A 26,273-nucleotide genomic window follows, 5' to 3' on the forward strand; every position below is an offset into this window, starting at 1 on the left:
TACGGCGGCTATAGCGGTGGGGAAACGCCCGGTCCCATTCCGAACCCGGAAGCTAAGGCCACCTGCGCCGATGGTACTGCACTCGCCAGGGTGTGGGAGAGTAGGACACCGCCGGAACATCCTTTGCCGAAGGCCCCCAGCATCAGCTGGGGGCCTTCGTGCGTTCACCGTTGCCCCGCAATCATTCCCAGCGGAATCGCCACGCCGGTTGCCGTAGCAGCCTGCTCGCATAGCTCTCGAGCGTGACGTGGTCCCTCCAGATGCTCGGACAGAAACCCGAATGCTCCAACGTGATTCGGCGGGCTTCGCTGATGGTCCGCGGCGGCGCGGCGACGGACAGCTCCAATGTCGAACATCCGAGCTTCACCACGCGAACGCCGAACCGGTCCTCCCAGGTTCGCAGCACGGCGGATATCTTCTCGACGTTCACCGTGTAGTTGGCGGCGCCCGACCAGCCGATGAGGCCCGGGGCATCGGCGCCGCGCGTACACGGCACCAGCGCCAGGCGGTAATCGGACGTCCCCTCAACGGCCAGGCGCCCGGCCGCATAGCCCGGGGGTGCCCCCAGCCGTCTCGCCGGCACGAAGCCGGGCCACTCGTCTCCGAAGTATTCGAAGTACTCCCGGATGAGCCGTTCGCCCGGAGTCTCGTCGATGTCCTCGATGGTGACGGGTGTACTCAGCATGAGGTCGACATCCAGGCAGTCGTCGAGCAGCAGCGGATACAGCCCGGTCCGCGGATGCTCCTCGTAGTACCGCTCCCAGCATTTCTGGGCCGCCGGCCCGCTGTCGTTCGAGAGCCACATGATCGGCCGCCCGGCCTCCCGGGAGGCTGCGACGCTTCCGGACAGTAACCCGGCGGGCACCGTACCGAACGGATTCGTGCCACACATATCCGATGAACCCCCTTGTATACCTTGGCAACTCGGCTGGACCTACCCCGTGAAGCTAACGGCGCCCGCCGACAGGCGACCTTCCCGCGAGGCAGATCCAAGGTGAGAGGTATGCCCGCCCCTCAGGCCCCGGTGAGCAACCCACTCTGCGGCCAGCGGGAAACAGCCAGGGCATTGATTGTTGTCGCGGCAACAGATAATGTAGTCGCAACAACAACAGCGGAGGTTGTCATGATGTACTCGTTCACCGAAGAAGCCGTTATCGAGGGAGACGCCGACCGGATCTGGGCGGTGGCCACCGATGTAGCGCACTGGGCGGACTGGGATCCGCACGAGGAGCGGTCGCGAATCGAGGGCCCGTTCGAGGCCGGTACCGTCGGATGGGTGAAGCCGAAGGGCGCCCCGGCTGGGCCGTTCACCATCGTGGAGGTGGAGCCGAAACGGTCGTGGACCAGCGAGGCGGGTATTCCGTTCGGGAAGCTGCGGGGCCGGCGCACATACGAGCCGCAGGGCGATGGGACGGTGAAGGTGTCCGAAGAGGTAGAGGTGCACGGACCGATGGGGCCGCTGTTCAAGCTGATCTGGGAAAAGGGGATGCGCGCCGACATGCCGCGGACGTTCGCGGCCTTGGCCGAGGAGGCGGCCAGGCGTGGCTGAAAATCCGGAGCCACCACACGCCACGCCCCGCGGGCCGCTGATGTCCCCGGGGTTCTGGCTGCATCACGCGGCCCTGGAATGGCGAGCCACGCTGGAGCGCAACCTGCGACCGCTCGGACTCACCCCGACCCAGTTCAATCTGCTCGCCTCGACCGGATGGCTGTCGGGGCACGGCGATCTGCCAACTCAGCAGCAGGCCGCGGACATGGCCGGCGCCGACCGCATGATGGCCTCGCGGGTGATCCGCGCTCTCGAGGAACGAGAGCTGTTGCGGCGCACGCCCGATCCCGCCGATGCTCGCGCGGTTCGCCTCGAACTCACCTCCGCCGGAAGGGATCTGGTGAGCAAGGGCGTGCAGATCGCGGTCGATACCGACGTGCAGCTCTTCGGTCCGCACGGAGACCTACTGCGAGATCACCTGCGCCCCATCGCCACCCACCGCGTCCCTGTGAATGGGCCCGCGGACTGATCCGGGCCCAATTGGCTATCGGCTGGGAGTTCGCCGGACCGTATCACCGCACCATGGTGGCGAATGCGGCGTTCCTACGGGCGCGCCGGGCTGGACAGTACAGGTCGGAACGCTCGTCGATCGGGCGTGCGCTGCCTGTGATCGCTGTCCTGCTGGGGCTGGTCGCGTGCGTTACGGACTTCGGCTCTGCCGTTGGCTCGGCGGCCACTCTCCCGCAGATCGGCGTCACCACACTGCAACTCGTCGACGAGAGCCGCGCCGATCCGTGGCAGCCCACCGCGCGCCGGGAGTTGTCCGTCACGATCGATTACCCCGCGGCCGCAGGGGCCTATCCCGCGGCCGATGATCTGCTGCCCGGCCTGTCCGGAACGCTGCGGTCCGTTCGCGTGTATGCCAATCCGCCCGTTGCCGCCGGCACGAAATCGCTACCGGTGCTGCTCTATTCGCCCGGCGCCGGCCTGCCCGCGCGCGCGGGCGCGTCGGTGGCCGAGGCGCTGGCGGCCAGTGGCTATGCCGTGGTATCGATCGGCGATACCCATGGTTCGGTGCCGGGCACGGTGTTTCCCGATGGGCATATCGCGCTCTACGACCCACGGAACGTGACCGAACCCGCCCGGGCACACCGGATCTCGTGGGCGGCACGAACGGGCGACATCCGATTCGTGCTCGACGAGCTGACTCTGTTGACCCACGGGAGCGTTCGCGACTCCGGCGGTCGAGCACTGCCGTCGGGGCTGGGAGCCGCAATGGATCTGACGCGCGTCGGGATGTTCGGGCACTCGCTCGGTGGCACCTCGAGCGTGTATGCCGATCCGCGGGTCCGGGCGGGCGTCGATCTCGACGGCTACTCCGATCCGGCGCAGCTGGGTACCGGCCTTGTCGCGGATTCGCGGCGCCCGATCCTGTTCATGGCCGATGGCCGGGCAGATCAGGTCACGCGCCGTCGTCGCATGGGGCTGATGTGCGCGGGGCGGGTGGGGTGGACCCGTGCGGTCGTCCTGGCCGATTCCGGGCACTTGTCGTTCACGGATCTGGAGTATCTGCCGCCATCGGTCACCCGGGCGCCGGCGGTGTCCAGTCTCTTCGGCACGATCGCACCCGACCGCGCCCACGCCGCGATCACCGCCTACGTCAAGGCGATGTTCGACCACATCCTGGGCGGTCGGCCCGAACCGCTGCTCGACGGGCCCAGCGCCGCATTTCCCGAGATCACCTTCGACCCGCACACGTAGGCACCGTGCAGAACACGAGGGCGGTACCCGGCAGGTGAGCCGGATACCGCCCTCGATGTCTTCGCGATCTACAGCCAGGTGTCGAGCGTGGTGGTGGTGAGGAAGTGCTCGAGATCCGCGCGCCAGGGCGCGGGAGTGGTCTTCTCCGGCTCGATGGCCGTGTACTGGCCGCGGTAGAACAGCAGCGGACGGCCGGATTCGGTCGACTCCGACAGGGACTGCACCCGGCCCATGACGATGTAGTGGTCGCCACCGTCGAGCACCTGTTCCACGGTGCACTGGATGGTGGCCAGCGCGCCGTCCAGTGCGGGGAGTTGCAGATCGGTGGTGTGCCAGTCGATTCCGGCGAACTTGTCGGGTTCGCGGGAGCCGAAACGGGCGCAGACCGGCTGCTGCTCCTCGGCCAGCATGTTCACGCAGAAGCTGCCGTTGGCCTCGATCGCCGCCCAGGAGCGGGACTCCTTGGTGGGGCAGAACAGCACCAGCGGTGGATCGAGGGACAGGGCGGCGAACGACTGGCAGGCGAAGCCGATCGGTGCCTCGTCGGCACCGAATGTGGTGATGACGGTGATGCCGGTACAGAACTGCCCCAGCACATTCCGGAACTGACGCGGATCGATCGCGGGTTGTTCACTCGTGGTCATATCGTCGCCCTGTCTCGCTACTTGAATCCCACCGAGAAGTCGTGACCCCACAGGCTCACCGCGGTGGACTCCCGCGCGATCCAGGAGTGGTCGTCGACTTCCAGCCCCTCGCAACCGTATTCGATATCGAATCCGCCCGGGGTCTTCATATAGAAGGACAGCATCTTGTCGTTGATGTGCCGCCCGAGGGTGGCCGACATCTTGACCTTCTTGCGCATCGCGCGGTCCAGGCACAGGCCGACGTCGTCGGAGTTCTCCACCTCGACCATCAGGTGCACGATGCCCGTCGGGTTCGGCAGCGGCAGGAAGGCCAGCGCGTGATGGCGCGGGTTGCAGCCGTAGAAGCGCAGCCAGGCCGGGTCCCCGTCGGCGGGGCGGCCGACCATCTGCGGGGGCAGCCGCATCGAGTCGCGCAGCCGGAAGCCGAGCACATCCTGGTAGAACCGTTGTGCGGCAGCGTCGTCGGTACAGGTCAGCACGACGTGGCCGAGGCCCTGTTCGGCGGTGACGAACTTGTGCCCGTAGGGGCTGACGAACCGCCGGGCGACGTACTGCGAGCCGTGGAAGGCCTCGAGCACGTTGCCGTCCGGATCCTCGAAGCGGATCATCGCCTCGACGCGCCGGTCGGCGAGTTCCTCCTTGGTGCCCTCCTTGAAGGGCACGCCGGCGCCGTTCAGCTTCTCCCGGAGCTGCTGCAGCGCAGGGGCGTCCACGACCTCCCAGCCCGAGACCTGCAGCCGGTCCTTCTCGCCGGGCACGATCACCAGGCGGGCGGGGAACTCGTCCATGCGCAGGTAGAGGGCGTCCTTGTCGGGCCCGTCGCCCTCCATCATGCCGAGCACCTTGAGCCCGTATTCGCGCCACGCCGCCATATCGGTGGCCTCGATGCGCATATATCCGAGCGCGCGCAGACTCATCTCACGCCTCCTTCAGGCCGAGCAGGAAATCGGTTGTCAGGCGGTTGAATTCGTTGAACTTCTCCGCCTGAGCCCAGTGGCCGCAGCCGCCGAACACATGCAGTTGTACCCTCGGGATCGACTTGACCGCCACCAGTACACCGTCGAGCGGGTTGACCCGGTCCTCGCGGCCCCAGATCAGCAGCACCGGCTGACGCAGCTTGTAGGCGTCGCGCCAGAGCATGCCCTTCTCGTAGTCGGCCGATGCGAACGACTTGCCCATCGCGCGCATGGCCGCGAGCGATTCGGGGGTGTTCGCGAGGGCGAACCGCTCGTCGATCAGCTCGTCGGTCACGATCTTCTGGTCGAAAACCATGATCCGGATGAACTTTTCGATGTTCTCCCGGGTCGGCTCCGCCACGAACGAGCTCAGCGCCCGGACGCCCTCGGTCGGATCGGGCGCGAACAGGTTGGTGCTCACCCCACCCGGGCCCATCAGCACGAGCTTGCCCGCGCGATCCGGGAAGTCGAGTGCGAAGCGTACCGCGGTGCCGCCGCCGAGCGAATTGCCCAGCAGGTGGACCCGGTCGGTGATCTCGAGCGTGTCGAGCAGATCCTTCAGTGCCGTGGAGCTGTGCACGAAGTACTGCGGATGCTCGGTCGGCTTGTCGGACAGTCCGAATCCGGGCTGATCCACGGCCAGTACGTGGAAATCCTTGGCCAGCACCGGAATGTTCCGGGCGAAGTTCGCCCAGGACGAGGCGCCGGGTCCGCCGCCGTGCAGCAGCACGATCGTCGGGCCGTTGCCGACACCGGCCTCGTGGTAGTGCAGCTTCAGATCCGGGCGGACCTGCGCGTAGCGCGAGGTCGACTCGAAGGTGATTTCGCTTGCCACCGAGGTCATTACACCATCCCGTCGGTGACCGGCAGCCCGAACTCGTGGGTGCCGTACATGACGTAGGCGCGCTCGGGATCGTTGGAGGCGTGCACCCGGCCGGCGTGCGCGTCACGCCAGAACCGCTGCAGCGGAGTGCCGTTGGCCAGCGCGGTGGCGCCAGAGCTCTCGAAGAGCTTGTCGATCGAGGAGATCGCCCGGCCGGTGGCGCGGACCTGGTCGCGGCGCGCGCGCACGCGGAGGTCGAACGGAATCTCCTTGCCCGCCAGCAGCAGTGCGTACTCGTCGGCGACATTGCCCGAGAGCTGACGCCAGGCGGCGTCGATATCGCTGGAGGCCTCGGCGATGCGCACCTTGGCGAACGGATCGTCCTTGGCCTTCTCGCCGGCATAGGCCGCGCGGACTCGCTTGCCCTGGTGCTCGACGTGCGATTCGTAGGCGCCGTAGGCCATTCCGACGATCGGCGCGGAGATAGTGGTGGGATGGATGGTGCCCCAGGGCATCTTGTACACCGGATCGGTGTTCTGCTCCAGGCCGGGCGATTTCAGCTCGCTCATCACCCGGAACGACAGGAACCGGTGCCGCGGCACGTAGACGTTCTCCACCACGACGGTGTTGGAGCCGGTGCCCCGCAGGCCGACTACATTCCACACGTCGTCGATGCGGTATTCGCTGCGCGGGATCAGGAAGCTGCCGAAGTCGACCGGCTTGCCGTTCTTGATCACCGGGCCGCCCACGACCACCCAGTCGGCGTGATCGCAGCCCGAGGACCAGGCCCACGAGCCGTTCACGGTATAGCCCGAGCCGTCGTCGGTCACCACGCCCGCGCCCATCGGGGCGTAGGAGGAGGAGATGCGGACCTGGTTGTCCTCGCCCCAGACCTCTTCCTGCGCGCGCTGATCGAACAGCGCCAGGTGCCAGTTGTGCACACCGATGATGCCGGCGACCCAGCCGGTGGAGCCGCAGGCGCTGGCGATCTTGCGCACCGTGTCGTAGAACACGACGGGATCGGCGGCGTGGCCGCCCCACTGGTGCGGCTGCAGCAGCCGGAAGAACCCGGCCTCCTGCAGCGCCTTGATGCTCTCGTCGGGGATGCGGCGCAGATCCTCTGCCTCTTGCGCGCGTTCGCGCAGCATAGGCAGCAGCGCTTCGACCCGCTCTACTACTTCTTGCGTCATCTCGGGGGCTGCTCCTGGCTCGATCGGTGCGGGGACCCGATGTCCCCGGGACTGATACTTACTCTGAGACTAGAACACGTTCTCATTGCTGTCGAGAACGGGTGTTCGCTGGGGGGCGTCGGCGCCCCTTGCCTGGTAGTCGACGGAATAACTGGCGCAAGCCCGCACAATTTTGTAACGTGTTCTAGTAATCGTAGAGGAGGATCGCAATGGCAGTAACCCCACCGCGGGGCGGGAAGGTCCGTGAGATCGATGTCGGTACCGCGCCCACCCGATATGCGCGGGGATGGCATTGCCTCGGCCTGGCCGCTCCGTTCAAGGACGGCAAGCCGCACGCCATCTCGGTGTTCGGCACCAAACTGGTGATATTCGCCGACAGCAAGGGCGAGCTGCAGGTACTGGACGCGTACTGCCGGCACATGGGCGGCGACCTGAGCATGGGCGAGGTCAAGGGCGATTCGGTCGCCTGCCCGTTCCATGACTGGCGCTGGGGCGGCAACGGCCGCTGCACCGGCATTCCGTACGGCCGCCGGGTGCCCCCGCTCGCCAAGACCCGCTCGTGGACCACCCTCGAGCGCAACGGTCAGCTGTTCGTGTGGCACGACCACGAGGGCAATCCGCCACCGGCGGATATCACCATCCCCCACATCGAGGGTCCCTACACCGATGCCGAGGGCAACCCGAGCGAGACGCTGGACGACGGCTGGACCGAGTGGACCTGGAACTCGATGCTGATCGAGGGCGCCAACTGCCGCGAGATCATCGACAACGTGGTCGACATGGCGCACTTCTTCTACATCCACTTCGCCTACCCGACGTACTTCAAGAACGTCTTCGAGGGCCACGTCGCCACGCAGTTCCTGGAGACCAAGTCCCGGCCCGACATCGGCATGGGCACACAGTACGGCGATTCGCTGCTCAAGTCGGTGGCCGCGTACTACGGCCCCTCGTACATGATCAATCCGCTGCACAACTTCTACGGCGGGTTCGAGGTCAAGAGCGTCCTGATCAACTGCCACTACCCGGTGACGCAGGATTCGTTCGTGCTGCAGTACGGCGTGTCGGTGCAGAAGCCGACGGGGCTGGACGACAAGTCCTCGAAGAAGCTGGCCGAGAAGATGACCGAGGGCATCGCGGTCGGCTTCCTGCAGGACGTCGAGATCTGGAAGCACAAGTCCAAGATCGACAATCCGCTGCTGTGCGAGGAGGACGGCCCGGTCTACCAGCTGCGCCGCTGGTACGACCAGTTCTACGTGGACGTCGCCGATGTCGACTCCAAGAGCACCGATCGGTTCGAATTCGAGGTCGACACCACCAAGGCCAATGAGGCCTGGGAGGCGGAGGTCGCGGAGAATCTGCGCCGCAAGCGGGAGGCCGACGAGACGAAGGCCCAGGAGTCTTCGGAATCGGCGGAGGCGGCGGTCTGATGGCCGGCTGGGCGAAGGCACCGGATTTCGCGGACCGTCCGGAGCGACGGGCGCAGGTGCGCGCCCAGACGGTCGTGGACAAGCGGCGCTACCTCGAGGAGGGAATGGCGCCGCTCGCGTGCCAGACGTGCGGGACGAATGTCCTTGTGCGCAAGTCCAGCTCACACCAGACCTCGGTGCAGTGGACGGCGAATCCGGCCGATCACTGCCCCGTGTTCCGGGAGCTGACCGGTGGTCCGGGCCGCCCCGAGGGGTGCCCGAACCTGGAGCGCACCATCGCCCACGCCGTCGACGAGGGCATCATCTCCGTCGACGAATAGTCGCAGCCGCTTTCATGTGAATGCACCCCGGGCTGTACCGCCCGGGGTGCATTCACATGTGAGGTAGGTAGATCGTTGGTGCTGCAGCTGCTTTCAGCGAGACCAGCATTGGTCACCACAGGGGCGGGGGGTGCCTCCGCCGATCGCCGAGGACAAAGTGTCGACGCTCCCCGTCGAGGAGGGGATATAAATCGGTTGGGCCGAAGGTGGGCCGGGGGGCGAGGTGACCGGCGCCGGTGCGGCGGGTCTCGGACATCGCTGAGGGAATTGCGGCGTTCCGGTACGGGCGCGGCGAATATCGATCAGGGTTCCAGGGCCGGAAGCGATTTCACGAGTGCGGCGGATTCAGTCCAGCCGCAACATAGCAAACGCACCCTGTCCAGGCAATCCTGGGCGGGGTGCGTCTTGTGTGTGAAGGCGAGGTTGGTCAGCAAGCGCCCTTGTAGCCGTCAACGCCACACATGAGCTTGGGCAGCAAATTCGCCGAACCGGTGCTGGGCACGCTGGCGACCTGCTGCGCCGTCGCGTTGTCGTGTGCGGCCGGGGCGGCGGGCGCGGTCGGCGCGGGCTGCAGGGTGATTTCCGCGGCCGCGGCCGCGGTTCCGGTGCCGAGCATGCCGATCGCCACCGCGGCCACCGAATAGAGTGCAAAACGCTTGATAGTCAAGACTTTCCTCCCGTATGAACTGGCGGCATCACGATAACGAATCTCGGACGGGACCGGGTAGTCCATTTTCCATAATCCGCTCCTGTGTGAGGAGGACGGCCCGGTCTACCAGCTGCGCCGCTGGTACGACCAGTTCTACGTGGACGTCGCCGATGTCGACTCCAAGAGCACCGATCGGTTCGAATTCGAGGTCGACACCACTAAGGCTAATGAGGCCTGGGAAGCCGAGGTCGCCGAGAACCTGCGCCGCAAGCGGGAATCCGACGAGTCGAAGGCCGCGGAGGCGACGGTCTGATGGCCACCTGGGCGAAGGCGCCTGACTTCGCGGACCGTCCGGAGCGACGGGCGCAGGTGCGCGCCCAGACGGTCGTGGACAAGCGGCATTACCTCGAGGAGGGAATGGCGCCGCTTGCCTGCCAGACATGCGGGACGAATGTCCTTGTGCGCAAGTCCAGCTCGCATCAGACGTCGGTGCAGTGGACGGTGAACCCGGCGCAGGCCTGCCCCGTGTTCAAGGAGCTGTGTGGAGGTCCGGGCCGTCTGTCTTCGCTATCCGCAACCCTTGATGACGCCGGCGTTGGGGTTGCATACGCCGCCGCCGCTCCCCGAGAGCAGGTTGTCGAGGATCGCGTTGAGAAACCCGTTGGCATCACTTCCGGTGGAGAGTTGCGGCGACGATGCGACCGGAGCCGGTGCGGCGGGTTGCAGCGGAATCTGCGCGACGGCTGGGGCCGCCGCGAACCCCAGCAGTGCCGCGGCGGCGATCGTGGAGAACAAAATTGAGCGTTTGACGGACATCCAAGACTTCCTTCTGTCGATGTTCGAATCGGGAGTAGAGAGTGATATCTCGCCGAGATAACGGTCTTTCGTTACCTCGGTCAGAGGTTGGCGCGGTGGAAGTGGACATGCACCGTGCTGCGACTGGAGGGCTCAGACCAGGATTCTCCGGTCCGGGTTGAACGACCGTGAGGCCGAAGTCGGCGGCGTCTCAGATCTGGGAACGACTATATGCCGCAGTCGGGTTCGTTAGTAGCTGCAGCTAACGGGCAGAAAATGGCAGGGGTCGCCACTGCCCGAGGAGAGTAAACCGTCGGCGCTCCCTGTCGAGGAGGGGATGTAGATGGGCTGCCCCGAGGGGGTGTTGGGGGTCGACGCGACTGGAGCCGGTGTGCTGGGTTGCAGCGGAATCTGCGCGACGGCTGGGGATGCCCCGAACCCCAGCAACGCTGCGGCGGCGATCGCGGAGACGAGGGCTGTTCGTTTGATGGACATCTGAACTTCCTCCTGTGGAGATGCTCTGCATCAAGGCTGGCAATTCAGATGTCGCGACGATGAAGATCGGTGTTACCGGTAATCGGCGGTCCGGCCGACCGTACTTGCTTTGCCCAAACAGCCAGGGGCAGAGGCAATTTCATTTATCCGATACACTCACTGCCCCCGCCTGATCGCCGCTGCGGACTCAGTCCAGCCGGAAGTCGGCGAAGTCGAAGCCGGGGGCGACGATACAGCTGACGAGTACGTAGTCGTCGCCGGCCGGGCGGGCGGACTGGCTGACGCCGCCGGGGACGACGGCCTGCGGCAGGTGGCCGTGCTCCACGTCGGGGCCGAGGGTGATCTCCTCGCCGCCGATGTTCAGCAGCAGCGGGCCGCCGCGATGCCACAGCCAGATCTCGTCCGAGCGGACCGTGTGCGGGGCCGAGCGCTCGCCGGGCAGCAGCAGGAAGTGGATCGAGGTCGCGGCCGCGCGCGGGCCGTCGTAGCCCTCGGGCGTGAATTCCACGGGGCTGCGCCAGATTTCGCGGTACCAGCCACCCTCCGGGTGGGGTTGGAGATCCAGGGTGCGGGCGAGGTCCGGTCGGTCGGTCATGTGCGCCTCCTGGGCGGTCGTGCGATGGTGCGTCGGGCGATTGTTCCGCCGGTCGTGGCGGGCGTTATGGCGTGGCGCAAATCCCTACCGGCACAACGGCTGTCAGTGGTCGCCGTGCGGTGTGCTGTAGGCCAGGCAGACGTGGGTGAACAGGTCGGTCCGCTGCGCGCGGGCCACCGGATTCTCCGGTTCGATCAGGCACTGGGTGGCGGTGCCGTCGTGCACGGCGACCAGTGCGCGGCCCAGTGCCGCCGGGTCGGTGACCGTGCGCCCGGCCCGCTCGAGCAGTGCCCGCACCACCGGCAGCAGCGCGGTGGTGATCGCCTCCTCGCGCGCGGCCATCACCCGCCGCAGCGCCGGGGTGCGCAACGCGTGCGCGGTGAATTCGTAGGTGATGCGAAACCACTTGTCGTCCAGGGGAACCGCGTGCAATACCCGATCAACCCCGGTGCGCAGATCGTCTACTCCGGCGGTGTCGTCGAGCATCGCGGCCACGTCGTGCAGCATTTGCGCCGAGCGCTGTTCCCACATCTCCAGGAACAATTCCTCGAGCGAGGTGAAATTGGAATAGAACGCGCCCCGGGTATATCCCGCGCGCTCGCAGATCTGTTCCACGGTGCAGCGCCCGAAACCCTCGTCCGCGAAGGCCTCGAACGCCGCGTCCAGGAGCCGCTGCCGGGTCTGCGCGCGCCGCTTGGTGACGCGGGGGGCCGGGCCGGACGAATCGGTCTGCACGGACATGTCACCTCCTGCGTCGGAATCGAGGGCGGCATCCGGGCCGTGTGAATACCGCTGACCGATACACGAGCGTATCAAAACCCGGATGGCCGGCCGTTCGGCTGCTGGGGGCGACCTCGGGGCCCGGGATGCCGCGCGGGCGCGGGCAACCGGGATCCTCGAGCATGTTCGCGGCCGGTCGGCCCTTGCGATAACCGAGGCTCGCGCACGGCCGGCCGCGCCGGGTCGGGTCAGGCGAGCGGGGACTTCGGGCGTTCCTGCAGCACGCCGTCCAGGTAGATGTCGACCTTCTCGTTGTAGAAGCAGACCAGGCCCGCGATCTTCTGGCTTTCGGGCAGCGGGGTGCGGTAGTACCAGACCAGGTCGTTGTATTCGGTGCCGTTGACCTGCAGGTTGTAGTAGCCCGCGGTGCCCTTGTAGGGGCAGTGGGTCTGGGTGTCCGACGCGGTGAACAGGTCCTGGCGGGCGTCGGGGAGGGGCAGGTAGTAGCGGGGGATGAGACCGGTCTCGAACAGGATCCGGGGCGAGCGCGATTCGGCGACCGTGACGCCGTCGACCTCCACGCGCACGTGCCGTGAGCTGGCCAGGATGTCGACGCGGGTGTAGGGGCTGCGCGGATGGACGTAGACCGGCTCGTCCTCCTCCAGCCACTCGTCCATCGCGGCCCACTCGAGCCGTACCAGGTCGTGCAGCTCGGGGATCGGGGAATCCGGATAGCGCAGGGCCGCACCGGCTTTCGTCACGCCGTCGGCGACGACGTCGTAGATCGTGCCCTCGCCGCGGCTGGGCGAGTGCTTGGTGGCGCCGGTCGGCTCCAGCTTGGCGACCAGATCGGTGGCCGGCAGGTAGTAGGTGGGGTAGTACGGGCTCTCCCAGACCAGCACGGGGTGCGTCGTGTCGACGATCAGCTTCCCGGCGGCGTAAGCCCGAATTCGCTTGTGGCCCGGCTCGGTGCGGACGCGGCCACGATTCGTCTCGCTCATACCCGCCTACGGTACGCGCCCGGCGTGAATGCCGGGAGCGCGCGGGATCGTCCGAAGCCTTCGGAAAATGCCGAGAGCACCCTTGTCCACCTGCGTTTTCTCGAGGCCCGGGCGGCTCGCTATGGTGTTTTGGCAACACTGCAGCGAACAAGAAGGTAATACATGACGAACACGACCGACGCCGTGCGTGAGGGCTTGCGCAGCGGCCTGCGCCGTCGGCATATGACGATGATCGCGATCGGTGGTGCGGTCGGCGCGGGGTTGTTCGTGGGGAGTGGGTCGGTGATCAGGACCGCCGGGCCCGCGGCGGTGCTGTCGTACGCGGTGGCCGGGGTGCTGGTGCTGTGCGTGCTGCGGGCGCTGGGGGAGATGGTGGTCGCGGGCTCGGTCGGCGCCGAGCGCCCGGCGGCCGGATCCATCGCCGAATACGCCCGAATGTCGTTGGGGCCTTTCGCCGGGTTCACCGTCGGGTGGCTGTACTGGTATCTGTACGTGGTGCTGGTCGGCGCCGAGGCGGTGGCCGGTGCGGCGATCCTGAAATCCTGGATCGATCTGCCATCCTGGCTGCTGGCCGCCGCGTTACTGGTGACGATGACCGCGGTGAATCTGATCTCGGTGCGCTCGTTCGGCGAATTCGAATTCTGGTTCGCCTCCATCAAGGTCGCGGCGATCGTGGTCTTCCTGATTCTCGGTGTGTCGTACGTGCTGGGGCTGTGGCCCCACGGACACGGCGGATTCGGAAATCTGACCGCGCACGGCGGGCCGATGCCGCACGGGATCAGCGGCGTCTTCTCGGCGATCGTGGTCGTCATGTTCGCCTTCGGCGGCACCGAGATCGTCACGCTCGCCGCGGCCGAGAGCGACGAGCCCGCTCGGGCGGTGGCCCGTGCCACCAGCAATGTGCTGTGGCGGGTCGGGGTGTTCTACGTGGCGTCGATCTTCCTGGTCGTGACGATCCTGCCCTGGGACGACGCCAAGGTGCTGACCAGTCCGTTCGTCAGTGCGCTGGGCCAGATCGGGGTCCCGGCGGCGGGCACGATCATGGAGGTGGTGATCCTGACCGCGGTGCTGTCGGTGCTGAACTCGGCGATCTACGTCTCCTCGCGCATGCTGTACGTGCTGACCCGCGACGGCGACGCCCCGACGGGGCTGGTCAAGCTCACCCGGCGCGGGGTGCCGGCGCGGGCCGTGCTGTTGGGCACGGTGGCCGCGTGGTGCGCGGTGCTGGCCTCCGCGGTGTCACCGGACCGGGTGTTCAGCTTCCTGGTGAACTCGATCGGCGTGATCCTGGCCTTCTGCTATCTCGCGATCATGTTCTCGCACTGGCGTTTCCGCGCCCGGATGCGGCGCGAGAATCCCGCCGCTCTCACCTACCGGCTGTGGGGCTACCCCTACGTGAATTGGCTGGTGATCGCGGTACTGCTGGTGGTGATGGGCTCGATGCTGACGAAACCGGATCTGCGCCCGCAACTCCTGGCCTCCATCGTGAGCCTGGCGGTCGTTGCGGCGATCTATCCGCTGCGGGTGCGGTTCGGCCGGACGCCGCCGGTGCGTGCGGCATCCGAGATCGAATCGTGAACTGGACGAGAGATTCCGCGGTCGTCGCATAAAACGTGACGTGTAAATAACGCAGGAAGCCCCGGGCGTGCGCCCGGGGCTTCCTTTTCAGCTCGGCTTTCGCCGATCGGTTCAGTTTCCGGAGATCAGCCGGAAGAAGGTGCCGTTGATCTGGGCGGTGTTCGGGCTGCCGATCGCACCGCCGACCGCGGCGCCGATGACGCAGCCCGGGATGACGAAGAACCAGAAGCCCAGGATGCAGCCGAGGATGGCGCCGACCGCGCCGCCGTGCTGCACGCCCCAGACCCACTGGTTGATGAGCTGGTTGCCGGTATCGGTGAACGCGATCTGCTTCAGGGTCAGGGCCTTGCCGTCGCTGCTGACGGTGGCCGCGACCGGGGCGGCGGTGAGCGGAATCGACTCGACGGTCTTGCCCGCGGCGTCGGTGACGTCGATCGACTTGGTCGCGGCGTCCGTGACGAAGCGGCCGGAGACCAGCTTCGCGGTGACCGTGCGCGCGTGCATATCGGTGGTGGCGCTGACATTGGACGACGTCTGGATCGGCGCCGGAGCCGCGCCCGCGGTGCTGGAGCCGATCAGGACGGCGCCCGCGGTGATTGCGGCGATGGCGATGCTGCGGCCGAGCGTTTGAATCGAAACGGACACGTGAAGCCCTTCGTCGGGTAAAAGTCTGTGCGATGTAAATGATCGATCACGGAGAAAGTACGCCTATTGCGAGGCATTGCGCCAACCGAATGCGATAGTGGGTGGGGCGCAATTACGCCATGGAACTCAGTCGTCGCCCGCGCTGATCGCCATCGCCTCGTCCACGCTGTGCGCGGCCGGGTCGTGGTCGTCGATGTGGGCCAGGGCCGAGCGGCCGCCGAGCAGGACGAGCACGCCGATCGCGGTGCAGGCCGCGCCGACCCAGAAGGGCAGGGCCATGTGCTGCTCGCCGAGCTTGCCGGCCAGGTAGGGGGCCGCGGCGCCGCCGACGAAGCGCACGAAGCTGTAGGCGGCCGAGGCGGTCGAGCGCTCCACCGGTGCGGAGATCATCACGGCCTCGGTGATGAGGGTGTTGTTCACGCCGAGGAACAGTCCGGCCAGGACCGTGCCGACGATCAGCACCGGCCGGTGCCCGGCGAACAGCGCCATGACGGCGAGGTCGGCCGCGAACAGGCCCAGGGCCAGGGCGATCATCGGGACGGTGCCGAAGCGGCGCTGCAGCCGCGGCGCGAAGAACACCGATGCCAGCGCGAGCATCAGGCCCCAGCCGAAGAAGATGAAACCTATTGCGTAGGTGCCCATGTCGAGCGGGAACGGGGTGTAGGCCAGCAGGGTGAAGAAGCCGAAGTTGTACAGCAGCGCGGTGATGCTCACCAGCAGCAGTCCGCGGTGCCGTAATGCCTTGAAGGGCGCGGTGATCGAGGTGTGCTGCGCGGGCTTGGGCAGCTCGGGAAGCAGCGTCACGATGGCGATGAAGGCGATCGCCATGAGCACCGATACGCCGAAGAACGGTGCGCGCCAGCTGATTCCGCCCAGCACGCCGCCGACCAGCGGTCCCGCCGCGATGCCGATGCCCAGCGCGGCCTCGTACAGGATGATCGAGCGCGCGACGCCGCCGGTGGCCGCGCCCACGATGGTGGCCAGCGCGGTGGCGATGAACAGCGCGTTGCCCAGTCCCCATCCGGCGCGGAAGCCCACGATCTGCCCGACCGTGCCCGAGCTGCCGGCCAGCGCGGCGAACACCACGATGATCGCCAGGCCCGCGAGCAGCGTCTTCTTGGCGCCGAAGCGGCTCGACACCACGCCCGTGATCAGCATGGCCACGCCCGTCACCAGCATGTAGCTGGTGAACAGCAGCGTCACCTGCGAGGTCGAGGCGTGCAGCTGCGCACCGATCGGCTTGAGAATGGGATCGACCAGGCCGATACCCATGAAGGCGATCACGGAGGCGAAGGCGACCGCCCACACGGATTTGGGCTGTTTCACGCGTGCGGGGGCCGGCGCGCCGGTGACGACGCGCGGGGACAGGGTGGTGGTCATGGATGCTCCTGGTTCTGCTTGTCAGGCAACAGATTTCAGGGCCGCGAGAAGGTCGGTCAGCTCGCCGCTGAGGTGGGCGAGCCGGTCGGCGTCGAAGCCGGGCAATCGTTCGGTGAGGGTGGCGCCGATCGCTCGGCGGGACGCGGCCAATTGCTCGCGGCCCGCCGGCGTCAGCTCGACGACTACGGCTCTGGAGTCGCCGGGATCCGTGGTGCGGCTGACCAGGCCCGCAGTGGCCATCCGGCCGAGCAGCGTCGTCGCTGTGGGCTGGGAGCAGCCATCGATGCGGGCGAACTCGCTGACCCGCAGCGCCCCGCGCTCGTCGAGCACCGACATTGCGCGCAGCATGGCATGCGGGAGGTCGTCCTCGCGCAGGGTCCGGGTGACCCGGGTGATCTGCGCCATGGTGACCATGATGTCGACCACGTGGTCCTCGCCGGTCGCGGGAGTCGGGGCTGTTTGGTTCAACTGCACGGTATTAATTTACATAGGGTAACTATCTATGTACATAGCTTTGCTATGCAAACGAGTGTGAGATCGCCCACGGGGTGGCGGCCCGCCGCGCATTCGCACCCCCGGCGTCGGCGAGTGGTCGATGGATTACCCAGGGCGGCATCGCAATACGAAAGAAACTTCCAGAGCTGAGGAAACTCCGCGTCCGCCGGCCGATGTCGGCGGGCCCGGCAGTGGCGCGTGTGGGGTGAAGAGCCATTACCCCGACGTGACGCGGACGACGGTATCGTCAGGGCATTCGCCCGAAGAGAAGTTCGTCTGGACTTCGAAAGAGCCCTGGGGTGTTCTCAATTTCGGATTCCGAGAGCGTGACTATCGTCTGACCACGCGATCCGGTTCGGCGACAAACACATCCGACGGGGAGAAACCCCCGGAGCCGAGGGAAGCTCCGGGGGTTCCTCACTGCTGCCGGTCGGCCCCGCAGCGGCGCATGCAGGGTACGCCGAGCCGACCGGCGGAATCGAGCTCTGAGCTCAGGCCGGGCGGGCCAGTGGGCGCGGGGGTGTGCCGAACAGCTGAGCGTCGCCGTGGGCGCGCTTGAAGAACAGGTGTGCGTCGTGCTCCCAGGTGATCGCGATGCCGCCGTGCAGCTGCACGGTCTCGCCGACGATCGCGGAGAAGGCCTGCGAGCAGTGGATCCGGGCGGCCGCCAGGTCCAGCGGGTCCGGATCGCCCGCGGCCAGGCCCGCGATGGCGGCGTAGGCGGCCGAGCGGGCCGATTCCACCAGCACGTACATGTCGGCCATTCGGTGCTTGAGTGCCTGGAAGCTGCCGATCGGGCGGCCGAACTGCACGCGGGACTTGCTGTATTCGACGGTCATCCACAGGCAGTGGTCCGCCGCGCCGACCTGTTCGGCGGCGATTGCCGCCCAGGCGATCTCGCGCAGCCGGGCCACCGCCGCCGCGTCGTCGCCCAGGGCGCGCGCCGGTGCGGCGGTGAAGGTGATCTCCGACAGGCGCCGGGAGGGATCCATCGTCGGGGAGACCGTCCGGGCGACTTCCGGTGCGGCGGCGTCGATCTCGTACAGACCCTCGGCGGTCACCACGATCAGGGTGTCCGCGTTCGCGCCGTCGAGCACGTAATGGGCCGTGCCGGTGAGCGTTCCGTCTTCGGCGCGCACGCCCGGCGAATCCCAGCCGCGCGCATCGGCCCAGCAGACCGCGAGCGTCCGGGTGCCCTCGGCGACCTCGGGAAGGAGCCGCTCACAGGCTTCGGTGTTGCCGGACAACAGGACCGCCTGCGCGCCCAGCACCGCCGAGCCGAGCATCGGCGGCGTGTGCAGGGTGCGGCCCAGCTCCTCGACGACCAGCAGCGCCTCGACCAGCCCGGCCCCGATGCCGCCGTACTCCTCCGGAATCGCCAGCGCCGCAACGCCGACCTGCTCGCACAGCAGCGACCACAGCTGCGCGTCGTAGCCGAGTTCGCTGTCGATCGCGCGCCGCAGCACGTCGCGGTCGCCGTGCTTGGTGAGCACGGCGCGCACGGTCGTCGCGAGTTCCTGTAACTCCGCAGCGCTGCTCACTGCTTGCCTCCTGATGCTGTGTCGACGGGAACCATGCCGTAACGGCGAAATGCAGTGGAAGTTGCGGCAACGCCGCAGATCCTCATGCGACGGCTCCGGCGCGCAATGCCGTCGCGACCCGTGCGCGGTGGAAATCGGGCGTGCCCCAGGCCGATCGCAGCGCGGTGGCCTTGGTCAGCCACAGCGACAGATCGCATTCGGCGGTGTAGCCGATGGCGCCGTGCACCTGCAGGGCGATGCGGGCGGTCCGGTAGGCAGCCTCGCCGCAGGCCAGCTTGGCCGCGGAGATGTCGCGGGCCCGGACCTGCGCGTCCGGGCCGGACGCCAGGGTGAGGGCGGCGCGGTAGAGCAGCGGCTGGGCCATCTCCAGGCCGATGTGCGCGTTGGCGAGATGGTGCTTGATGGCCTGGTAGCGGCCGATCGGGGTGCCGAACTGCTGGCGCTGCTTGACGTACTCGACGCTGGTGTCGAGCATGGCGCGGCCCGCGCCGAGCAGCTGCGCGGCGGCGGCCAGGGCGGCGGTGTCGAAGGCCAGAGCGATGGCGTCCGAGACGCCCTCGCCCTCGGCGACGATCTCGCCCGCGGTGACGGTGCAGAGGCGGCGCGCGGCGTCCACCGACTTCACCAGGTCGCCGGGGGTGGCCAGCGCGAGGCGGTCGCTCTCGGCGACGAGCACCAGATCGGCGATATCGGCATCCAGGGCGACGGCCTTGCCCTCGGCCCTGCCGGCATTGGCTCCGGTCGCGGTGGTCAGGGCCAGCGTGCCCAGCTTGGCGCCCTCGGCCAGCTCCGGAAGCCGCTCGGCCGCGAGCACCGAGTCCGGAAGTGCCTGCAGCAGTGCGGGAATCGCGGCGGCGGTCTCCACCAGCGGACCGGGCACCGCGGCGCGGCCGATCTCGGTGAAGGCCACGATCATCTCGACCGGGCCCGCGCCGAAGCCGCCGTTCTCCTCGGTGACGGTCAGCCCCAGGGCACCCGCCTCGGCCAGCTGGCCGATCAGCGCGCGCCCGGCGGCGTGATCGCCTTCGCCCCAGGCGCGTACGACGCCCGGGGTCTTGGCGGCCTCGGCCATCTTGCGCAGGCTGGCGGCGAAATCGTGCTGTTCTGCGGTCAATGCGAATCGCATGTCGTCGTCCTCCTGTGGCTATCGCGGCAGGCCGAGCAGGCGTTCGGCGATGATGTTGCGCTGAATCTCGTTGGTGCCCGCGTAGATCGGGCCCGCCAGCGAGAACAGGAAGCCGTCGGTCCAGGCCGACTCCTGCTCCGCGGCCGCGCCGTGCAGGTCCAGGGCGGTCTCGTGCATGGCGATGTCCAGTTCGGACCAGAACACCTTGTTCACCGAGGATTCCGCGCCCAGCTGGCCGCCCTCGGCCAGGCGGGTCACCGTCGCCCAGGTGTTGAGGCGGTACGCCTCCGCGCCCACCCAGGCGTCGACCACCCGGTCGGCCAGGGCTGTGCTGTCGGAATCCGTTGTGCGCCAGAGCTCGATGAGCTTGCCGGCGGTGGCGTTGAACCGGCCCGGTGAGCGTAGCGAGAGGCCGCGCTCATTGCTGGAGGTCGCCATGGCGACCTTCCAGCCGTTGTTCGGTTCGCCGATGACGTCGGCATCGGGGACGAACACGTTGTCCAGGAAGATCTCCGCGAATCCCGGCTCGCCGTCCAGCTGCGGAATCGGCCGCACCGTAATGCCCTCCGCGGTGAGCGGGAACATCAGGTAGGTGAGGCCGCGGTGGCGCTCGGCGTCGGGGTCGCTGCGGAACAGCCCGAAACCCCAGTCCGCAAACGAGGCCCGCGAGCTCCAGGTCTTCTGGCCGTTGAGCAGCCAGCCGCCCTCGGTGCGCTTGGCGGTGGAGCGAATGCCCGCCAGGTCCGAACCGGCCTCCGGCTCGGACCAGGCCTGCGCCCAGATGTCCTCGGCGCGCGCCATTCTCGGCAGGATGCGCGCGAGCTGCTCGGGGGAGCCGTGCTCGAACAGGGTCGGCGCGAGCAGGAAGATGCCGTTCTGCGAGACGCGTCCCGGCGCACCCGCGGCGTAGTACTCCTCCTCGAAGACGACCCATTCGGTCAGCGAGGCATCGCGGCCGCCGTACTCGGCGGGCCAGGCCACGCAGGACAGGCGGGCCTGCGCGAGTGTGTGCTCCCAGGCGCGGTGGGCCTCGAAGCCCTCCCGGGTGTCCATGGAGGGCAGGGGCGTGGCGGGCACGTTGGCCGCCAGGAACGCGCGCACCTCGGCGCGGAATTCCTCGGTCTTGGTGTCGAATTCGAGATCCACTTATTTGGCCCCGTCGTTGGTGGTAGCGGCAGCTCCGGTGGCGCTGGCCTTCATGGACTTGGCGTTCATGCCGCCCAGGGAGTCGGCGCCGACCTCGGCGTTGTGCGCGTGCGCGAAATGGTGCAGCCCGAATACCGAGTCCATGCCCGCGCGCATGCCCATCAGGTCCTCGCACTGGTTCACGGCCTTCTTGGTCAGCGCCAGGCCGAATTGCGGCATGGCCGAGATCTTCTCGGCCAGCGCGAGGGTCTCGGACTCCAGCTCCTCGCGCGGGACCACCCGGTTCAGCATGCCCCACTCGTAGGCTTGCGCCGCGGTGAAGCGATCGCCGGTGAACAGGATCTCCTTGGCCCGGCGCGGGCCCAGCATCCACGGATGCGCGAAGTACTCCACGCCCGGAATACCCATGCGGACAACGGGATCGGAGAAGAAGGCGTCCTCGGAGGCCACGATGAGATCGCAGGACCAGGCCAGCATCAGGGCGCCGGCGATGCAGGCGCCCTGGACCATGGCGATGGTCGGCTTGGGGATTTCCCGCCAGCGGCGGCACATGCCCAGGTACACCTCGGACTCGCGGGCGAAACGCTGATCGCCGCCCGGTCGGTCGAGGTGATCCCACCACAGCACGGCCTTGTTGTCGTAATGCACATGATGGTCCCGGCCCGGGGTGCCGATGTCGTGCCCGGCGCTGAAGTGTTTCCCGTTGCCCGCCAGCACGATCACCTTGACCTCGGGGTCCTGGACCGCGCGTTCGAAGGCGGCGTCCAGGGCGTAGGTCATCACCGAGTTCTGGGCGTTGCGGTAGTCCGGGCGGTTCATCGTGACGACCGCGACCGGCCCGCGCCGGGAGTAGGTGACGACCTCACCCTCGTCGGGGATGGGTGTCTCGTTACTCACGAATTCTCCTCACGTAATTGCCGCTTGAGTACCTTTCCGGCGGCGCTGTAGGGCAGCTGGTCGAGAAATTCCACCGCGCGCGGGACCTTGAAATTGGCCAATGTCGTTTTGGCGTAGGCGATCACGTCCTGCTCGGTCAGGCTCGATCCGGCGCGGCGCACGATGTAGGCCTTGCCGACCTCGCCCATGCGCTCGTCCGGAATGCCGATGACCGCGGATTCCGCGACGCCGTCCAGGCGCGCGAGGGCCTGCTCGATCTCGGCGGGATAGACGTTGAATCCGCCGCTGATGTAGAGGTCCTTGAGCCGGTCGGTGATCTTCAGATAGCCACGCTCGTCGAGGATTCCGACGTCCCCGGTGTGCAGCCAGCCCTCGGGGTCGATGGTCTTGGCGGTGTTCTCGGGATCGTCCAGGTAGCCGAGCATCACGTTCGGGCCGCGCAGCAGCACCTCGCCGTGGTCGCCGATGCGGACCTCGAAGCCGGCGATGGGGCCGCCGCAGGTGTTGGCGATGGTCTCCGCGTCATCGTCCGGTTGGCACATGGTGCCGAAGCCGGAGGATTCCGAGAGGCCGTAGGCGGTCACGACGACGTCGAATTTCAGTTCGCTGCGCATTCTTTCGATGAGCACGACCGGCACGGTCGCCGCGCCGGTGACGGCTACCCGCAGGCTGCTCAAGTCGGTCTCGATGCGGGCGGGGTGGTCCAGGATGGTCTGGTAGATCGTCGGCGGACCGGTCAGCACGGTGATGCCCAGGTCGTGCACCATCCGCATCGCCTGCGGCACATCGAAACTGGCCTGCGGCACGATGGTCGCGCCGGTCACCAGGCAGGCCAGCATCGCGGCCTTGTAGCCGAAGTTGTGGAAGAACGGCGGTATCACCAGGTAGCGGTCGGTGCTGGTGAGCGTCGAGCACTCCACCCAGGCCCGCACCACGCTCAGCGCCTGCCGGTGCGCGACGAGCGTGCCCTTGCTGCGGCCGGTGGTGCCGGAGGTGAACAGGATGTCGGCGATGTCCTCGGAATCCACCGATTCCCCGTGGGCGACCACCTTCTCGCGCGGGATCCGCGCGGAGATCGCGGGCAGGTCGGTCCAGGGGATGACGGTGTCGGTCGCCGCGGGCAGCGCGCCGGAGTCGTCGGCGGGCATCACGATGATGCTGTCGATCGCGAGTTCCGGTGCGGCGGTGTGCAATTCGGCCAGCCGGTCGCGGCCCAGGAAGGTTCCAGCGATGAACAGGGCCTTGGCGTGCACCCGCTCGAGCACGTCGACCGCCTCGTCGGCGACGTATCGGGTGTTCAGTGGTACCAGGGCCGCGCCGCAGTAGTGCGAGGCCAGCGCCGCGATCACCCAGTGGTAGGTGTTCGGCGCCCAGATGGCGATCCGGTCGCCGCGCTCGACGCCCCGGGCGAGCAGCGCGCCGGCGACCTGCTGAACCCGGTCCAGCAGCTGAGCCCAGCTCAGCTCGACCTCGCCGTCCAGGACGGCCAGGGCGTCGCGGTAGGCGAGCGCCGCATCATGCAGGGCCCGGGGGGTGGTCTGCGAAGGGGTTGTCACGGGCATCCTCCCGCGGCGAGCCGCGAATCGAAGCTGTCGGTCGACCGGCGCGCTGGGGGCAGCGGGCCGAACCACCGGTCTACAAAGCAAGTGCTTGGTAGGTTACTCTACCGGAGTGAGCATGATCCAGACCCCCGATTCGGCGGCCGGGAACGATACGTCCGCTGACGTGAAATTCCGTGCCGACGTGCGCGAATGGCTGGCCGAGAACCTCGAGGGCGAGTTCCGCGAGCTGCGCGGGCTGGGCGGGCCCGGCCGCGAGCACGAGGCGTTCGACGAGCGCCTCGAGTGGGACCGCCACCTGGCCGCGGCCGGATGGACCTGCCTGGGCTGGCCCGAACAGTACGGCGGCCGCAACGCGTCGCTGCGCCAGCAAGTGATCTTCCACGAGGAGTACGCCAAGGCCGACGCGCCGAGCCGCGTGTCGCATCTGGGCGAGGAACTGCTCGGGCCCACGGTGCTGGCCTTCGGCACCGAGGAGCAGAAGCGGCGCTTCCTGCCCGGCATCCGCAACGTCACCGAGCTGTGGTGCCAGGGGTACTCCGAGCCCGGCGCCGGCTCGGACCTCGCGGCCGTGGCCACCTCGGCGCGCCTGGACGGCGACGAGTGGGTGATCAACGGCCAGAAGATCTGGACCTCGCTGGCGCACCTGGCCGACTGGTGCTTCGTCATCGCCCGCACCGAGCCCGGATCGACCCGCCACCACGGCCTGTCGTACCTGCTGGTCCCGATGAAGCAGCCCGGGGTCGAGGTGCGCCCGATCATCCAGCTCACCGGCACCGCCGAATTCAACGAGGTGTTCTTCGACAACGCCCGCACCGAGGCCGGTCTGGTCGTCGGCGAGCCGGGCGAGGGCTGGCGAGTCGCCATGGGCACCTTGACCTTCGAGCGCGGCATCTCCACCTTCGGCCAGCAGATCCGGTTCGCAGGCGAGCTGGCGAGCCTGGAGGCCGTCGCGAAGACCACTGGCGCGCTGGAGAATCCGGTGCTCGCGGACCGCTTCGATCAGGCCTGGGTGGGCCTACGCGTGCTGCGCGCGCAGGCGCTGCGCACCCTGGGGTCCGCGCACGAGCACGTCGATGCCCGCGAGGCGGCAGGACAGGCGTCGGTATCGAAGCTGTTGTGGGCCAACTGGCATCGCGGCCTCGGCGAGCTCGCCATGGACGTGCTCGGCGCCCCGGGACTCGTTTCGCCCCCCGGTGACCTGAACGAATGGCAGCGCCTGTTCCTGTTCAGCCGCGCCGACACCCTCTACGGCGGCTCGAACGAGGTGCAGCGCAACGTCATCTCCGAGCGCGTGCTGGGCCTGCCCCGCGAAGCCCGCTGAACTCCCCGAAAGGATATACAGTGTCCGATCTTTCTGTTGCGCCGGAGCCGATTTCGGGACACGGCCTGCTCACCGGCCGGGTCGCGGTGATCACCGCCGCCGCCGGGACCGGCATCGGCTCGTCGACCGCGCGGCGCATGCTCGACGAGGGCGCCGACGTCGTCGTCTCCGATTGGCACGAGCGGCGTCTGAAGCAGACCGAGCAGGAGCTGGCCGCGGCCTTCCCGCAGCGCCGCGTGGCCTCGGTGGTCTGCGATGTGACCAGCACCGAACAGGTCGACGAGCTCATCGCCGCCTCGGTGAATGCCCTGGGCCGCATCGACATCATGGTCAACAATGCCGGATTGGGCGGTGAGACACCGGTTGTCGACATGACCGACGAGCAGTGGGACCGCGTGCTGGACATCACGCTGAACGGCACCTTCCGCTGCACCCGCGCCGCGCTCGGGTATTTCCGCAGCGCCGGGCACGGCGGTGTGATCGTCAACAACGCCAGCGTGCTCGGCTGGCGCGCCCAGTACGGGCAGGCCCATTACGCCGCGGCCAAGGCCGGCGTCATGGCGCTGACCCGCTGCAGCGCGGTCGAGGCCGCGGAGCTGGGCGTGCGGATCAACGCCGTCGCGCCGAGCATCGCGCGACACCCCTTCCTGGACAAGGTTTCCTCGACCGAGCTGCTGGACCGGCTCGCCGGTCAGGAGGCATTCGGGCGCGCCGCCGAGCCGTGGGAGGTCGCCGCGACCATCGCCATGCTCGCCAGCGATTACACCTCGTATATGACAGGCGAGATTGTCTCGGTGAGTAGTCAGCGGGCCTAGGTCCCGGGTCGCCGCTGGACGACAGTTCCGGTCGAAACGACGTATTCGGCCGCCCGCCCCGGAAATTTGGTGGCGCCGACCACCCCCAGGTGTGCAATCCTGGGAAAGGCCGATGCTGCGAACATTTCGAAGGGACCACGACCTATGGGTCTGGACCGTCGTCAGGCAGACAATGAAGAACTCGAGCTGGTACGTGAGATTGTGCTGGCCCGTCGGCGGCTGGACGGAATTGTGCTCGCCGCCCTGACACTCGGCGCCGAACTGCTCGATCACGCCTCCGAACGCGCGACCGCGGCGCGGGCGGCCCAGATTCTCGAGGCGCACGCCGTCGACGAAGCCGAGGTCGCCCGCGATCCGCGCTGTGCGTTGCGCCTGGATCTGGCGCGCGATCACGAGCGCGCCGTCCGGATCGGGATGGCGGGCCCCGAGTCCGAGGAGGCGCGTCGGCGGCGCAAACGGACCATGCTGCTGTGCGAGGTGCGTGCCGATCTGCTCGAGGTGGTGCGGCGTTGCCGCAAGTTCCGGTTCGATCGCGTCGCCTTCGCCGACGGCATCGCGGAGGGGCTGTGCGCCGCGACCGACAAACTGGTGGACGGCGCGGATATGGACACCTACCGGGCCTGGCAGCGCGGCATGCTGCTCAAGCTGATCGAGGAACCCGTGTCGTTCGGGCCGCCGCGGGTGATGGCGACGGTCGACGCGGGGCCGGGCCGCGGGCAGCTGACCGTCGAGTGGGACAGCTGCGAGCGGCGGCTGGCCCTGGTGGCGCGCATGGCGCGGGCGGGGGTCTCGCCCGTGGCGATCTGCGACCGCCTGCTCGCGGACCTGTCGGTATCGTCGCCATTGCGCTACTCGGTGCGCTGAACGGGAGGCGGATAGACCAAGCAAACGCTTGGTTGTAC

Annotated in this window: 28 protein-coding genes, 1 rRNA gene and 1 pseudogene; 11 read left to right on the plus strand and 19 right to left on the minus strand. The window is 67.9% G+C overall.

The features are described 5' to 3' along the window. A 5S ribosomal RNA gene (gene rrf, locus KO481_RS05915) occupies positions 1-117 on the plus strand. Positions 118-181: 64 nt separating this feature from the next. Here rrf and KO481_RS05920 read toward each other — a convergent pair. Beyond that, on the minus strand, positions 182-892 hold the full coding sequence (locus KO481_RS05920; protein ID WP_215915994.1) for a DUF4253 domain-containing protein: 711 nt from the start codon (positions 890-892) through the stop codon (positions 182-184). Positions 893-1,123: 231 nt separating this feature from the next. On the opposite strand from KO481_RS05920, the gene KO481_RS05925 reads away from it, so the two are divergent. Genes KO481_RS05925 through KO481_RS05935 form a run of 3 tightly spaced genes read left to right on the plus strand, consistent with a single transcriptional unit; the run spans position 1,124 to position 3,250 of the window. Continuing rightward, positions 1,124-1,549, plus strand: coding sequence for an SRPBCC family protein (locus KO481_RS05925; RefSeq protein WP_215915995.1), 426 nt, complete (start codon positions 1,124-1,126; stop codon positions 1,547-1,549). Then, on the plus strand, positions 1,542-2,018 hold the full coding sequence (locus KO481_RS05930; RefSeq protein WP_215915996.1) for a MarR family winged helix-turn-helix transcriptional regulator: 477 nt from the start codon (positions 1,542-1,544) through the stop codon (positions 2,016-2,018). Before KO481_RS05925 ends, KO481_RS05930 begins: the two co-directional genes overlap by 8 nt. A gap of 11 nt (positions 2,019-2,029) precedes the next feature. Further along, on the plus strand, positions 2,030-3,250 hold the full coding sequence (locus KO481_RS05935; RefSeq protein WP_215915997.1) for an alpha/beta hydrolase family protein: 1,221 nt from the start codon (positions 2,030-2,032) through the stop codon (positions 3,248-3,250). 68 nt (positions 3,251-3,318) lie between these two features. Here the strand turns inward: KO481_RS05935 and hsaB are convergent, their stop codons facing one another. From hsaB to hsaA, 4 genes are read right to left on the minus strand one after another with little or no spacing between them, the layout of a single operon-like run. After that, positions 3,319-3,894 (minus strand): 3-hydroxy-9,10-secoandrosta-1,3,5(10)-triene-9,17-dione monooxygenase reductase subunit, encoded by a 576-nt coding sequence (gene hsaB, locus KO481_RS05940; RefSeq protein WP_215915998.1) that lies wholly within the window; start codon positions 3,892-3,894, stop codon positions 3,319-3,321. A 17-nt stretch (positions 3,895-3,911) separates the two neighbouring features. Beyond that, complete coding sequence (gene hsaC, locus KO481_RS05945) at positions 3,912-4,811, minus strand: iron-dependent extradiol dioxygenase HsaC (RefSeq protein WP_215915999.1); 900 nt, start codon at positions 4,809-4,811, stop codon at positions 3,912-3,914. A gap of 1 nt (position 4,812) precedes the next feature. Further along, complete coding sequence (hsaD, locus tag KO481_RS05950; RefSeq protein ID WP_215916000.1) at positions 4,813-5,694, minus strand: 4,5:9,10-diseco-3-hydroxy-5,9,17-trioxoandrosta-1(10),2-diene-4-oate hydrolase; 882 nt, start codon at positions 5,692-5,694, stop codon at positions 4,813-4,815. Beyond that, positions 5,694-6,863 carry a 3-hydroxy-9,10-secoandrosta-1,3,5(10)-triene-9,17-dione monooxygenase oxygenase subunit gene (gene hsaA, locus KO481_RS05955; protein WP_215916001.1) on the minus strand — a complete coding sequence of 390 codons (1,170 nt, stop codon included), beginning with the start codon at positions 6,861-6,863 and terminating at the stop codon, positions 5,694-5,696. Before hsaA ends, hsaD begins: the two co-directional genes overlap by 1 nt. A gap of 209 nt (positions 6,864-7,072) precedes the next feature. On the opposite strand from hsaA, the gene KO481_RS05960 reads away from it, so the two are divergent. After that, entirely contained in the window at positions 7,073-8,290 is a 1,218-nt protein-coding gene (locus tag KO481_RS05960) for a 3-ketosteroid-9-alpha-monooxygenase, oxygenase component (RefSeq protein ID WP_215916002.1), read from the plus strand. Beyond that, entirely contained in the window at positions 8,290-8,610 is a 321-nt protein-coding gene (locus tag KO481_RS05965; protein ID WP_215916003.1) for a hypothetical protein, read from the plus strand. The genes KO481_RS05960 and KO481_RS05965 overlap by 1 nt, the downstream gene beginning before the upstream one ends. Before the next feature lie 427 nt (positions 8,611-9,037). Here KO481_RS05965 and KO481_RS05970 read toward each other — a convergent pair whose 3' ends face one another. Beyond that, positions 9,038-9,277 carry a hypothetical protein gene (locus tag KO481_RS05970; protein ID WP_215916004.1) on the minus strand — a complete coding sequence of 80 codons (240 nt, stop codon included), beginning with the start codon at positions 9,275-9,277 and terminating at the stop codon, positions 9,038-9,040. A 73-nt stretch (positions 9,278-9,350) separates the two neighbouring features. Here KO481_RS05970 and KO481_RS05975 point away from each other — a divergent pair. Further along, positions 9,351-9,572: pseudogene (locus KO481_RS05975) on the plus strand (3-ketosteroid-9-alpha-hydroxylase); the annotation flags it as partial. Positions 9,573-9,826: 254 nt separating this feature from the next. Here the strand turns inward: KO481_RS05975 and KO481_RS05980 are convergent. The 5 genes from KO481_RS05980 to KO481_RS06000 form a co-directional block, all read right to left on the minus strand. Further along, complete coding sequence (locus tag KO481_RS05980) at positions 9,827-10,075, minus strand: hypothetical protein (RefSeq protein ID WP_215916005.1); 249 nt, start codon at positions 10,073-10,075, stop codon at positions 9,827-9,829. A gap of 228 nt (positions 10,076-10,303) precedes the next feature. Beyond that, a complete protein-coding gene (locus KO481_RS05985; RefSeq protein WP_215916006.1) occupies positions 10,304-10,549 on the minus strand; it encodes a hypothetical protein in 246 nt (81 codons plus the stop codon). Positions 10,550-10,736: 187 nt separating this feature from the next. Further along, the gene (locus KO481_RS05990; RefSeq protein ID WP_215916007.1) at positions 10,737-11,144 is read right to left on the minus strand and encodes a cupin domain-containing protein; all 408 of its coding nucleotides are present in this window, start codon (positions 11,142-11,144) and stop codon (positions 10,737-10,739) included. A gap of 102 nt (positions 11,145-11,246) precedes the next feature. Continuing rightward, positions 11,247-11,885, minus strand: a complete 639-nt coding sequence (locus KO481_RS05995) for a TetR/AcrR family transcriptional regulator (protein ID WP_215916008.1) — start codon at positions 11,883-11,885, stop codon at positions 11,247-11,249. Positions 11,886-12,112: 227 nt separating this feature from the next. Then, entirely contained in the window at positions 12,113-12,865 is a 753-nt protein-coding gene (locus tag KO481_RS06000; protein ID WP_215916009.1) for a DUF427 domain-containing protein, read from the minus strand. A gap of 162 nt (positions 12,866-13,027) precedes the next feature. Here KO481_RS06000 and KO481_RS06005 point away from each other — a divergent pair, with 162 nt between their 5' ends. After that, positions 13,028-14,443, plus strand: coding sequence for an amino acid permease (locus KO481_RS06005; RefSeq protein ID WP_215916010.1), 1,416 nt, complete (start codon positions 13,028-13,030; stop codon positions 14,441-14,443). A gap of 111 nt (positions 14,444-14,554) precedes the next feature. On the opposite strand, the gene KO481_RS06010 is transcribed toward KO481_RS06005, so the two are convergent. From KO481_RS06010 to KO481_RS06045, 8 genes are all read right to left on the minus strand, one after another. Beyond that, a complete protein-coding gene (locus KO481_RS06010) occupies positions 14,555-15,088 on the minus strand; it encodes a DUF8020 domain-containing protein (protein WP_215916011.1) in 534 nt (177 codons plus the stop codon). Between the two features lie 126 nt (positions 15,089-15,214). Continuing rightward, positions 15,215-16,468 carry an MFS transporter gene (locus KO481_RS06015; protein ID WP_215916012.1) on the minus strand — a complete coding sequence of 418 codons (1,254 nt, stop codon included), beginning with the start codon at positions 16,466-16,468 and terminating at the stop codon, positions 15,215-15,217. A gap of 21 nt (positions 16,469-16,489) precedes the next feature. Next, positions 16,490-16,942 carry a MarR family winged helix-turn-helix transcriptional regulator gene (locus tag KO481_RS06020; protein WP_308166360.1) on the minus strand — a complete coding sequence of 151 codons (453 nt, stop codon included), beginning with the start codon at positions 16,940-16,942 and terminating at the stop codon, positions 16,490-16,492. Between the two features lie 512 nt (positions 16,943-17,454). Continuing rightward, a complete protein-coding gene (locus KO481_RS06025) occupies positions 17,455-18,504 on the minus strand; it encodes an acyl-CoA dehydrogenase family protein (protein WP_215916013.1) in 1,050 nt (349 codons plus the stop codon). An 82-nt stretch (positions 18,505-18,586) separates the two neighbouring features. Further along, positions 18,587-19,630 carry an acyl-CoA dehydrogenase family protein gene (locus KO481_RS06030; protein WP_215916014.1) on the minus strand — a complete coding sequence of 348 codons (1,044 nt, stop codon included), beginning with the start codon at positions 19,628-19,630 and terminating at the stop codon, positions 18,587-18,589. An 18-nt stretch (positions 19,631-19,648) separates the two neighbouring features. Next, a complete protein-coding gene (locus tag KO481_RS06035) occupies positions 19,649-20,776 on the minus strand; it encodes an acyl-CoA dehydrogenase family protein (RefSeq protein WP_215916015.1) in 1,128 nt (375 codons plus the stop codon). After that, entirely contained in the window at positions 20,777-21,673 is an 897-nt protein-coding gene (locus KO481_RS06040; RefSeq protein ID WP_308166362.1) for an enoyl-CoA hydratase, read from the minus strand. Beyond that, entirely contained in the window at positions 21,670-23,229 is a 1,560-nt protein-coding gene (locus KO481_RS06045) for a FadD3 family acyl-CoA ligase (RefSeq protein ID WP_308166363.1), read from the minus strand. Before KO481_RS06045 ends, KO481_RS06040 begins: the two co-directional genes overlap by 4 nt. 121 nt (positions 23,230-23,350) lie before the next feature. Here KO481_RS06045 and KO481_RS06050 point away from each other — a divergent pair, with 121 nt between their 5' ends. From KO481_RS06050 to KO481_RS06060, 3 genes are all read left to right on the plus strand, one after another. Then, positions 23,351-24,556, plus strand: coding sequence for an acyl-CoA dehydrogenase family protein (locus tag KO481_RS06050; protein ID WP_215916629.1), 1,206 nt, complete (start codon positions 23,351-23,353; stop codon positions 24,554-24,556). Positions 24,557-24,576: 20 nt separating this feature from the next. After that, positions 24,577-25,371, plus strand: a complete 795-nt coding sequence (locus KO481_RS06055) for an SDR family oxidoreductase (protein ID WP_308166364.1) — start codon at positions 24,577-24,579, stop codon at positions 25,369-25,371. Positions 25,372-25,515: 144 nt separating this feature from the next. After that, positions 25,516-26,235 (plus strand): hypothetical protein, encoded by a 720-nt coding sequence (locus KO481_RS06060; protein WP_215916018.1) that lies wholly within the window; start codon positions 25,516-25,518, stop codon positions 26,233-26,235. Positions 26,236-26,273: the final 38 nt, after the last annotated feature.

It is taken from the genome of Nocardia albiluteola, from assembly GCF_018860155.1.
GTDB lineage: Bacteria > Actinomycetota > Actinomycetes > Mycobacteriales > Mycobacteriaceae > Nocardia > Nocardia albiluteola.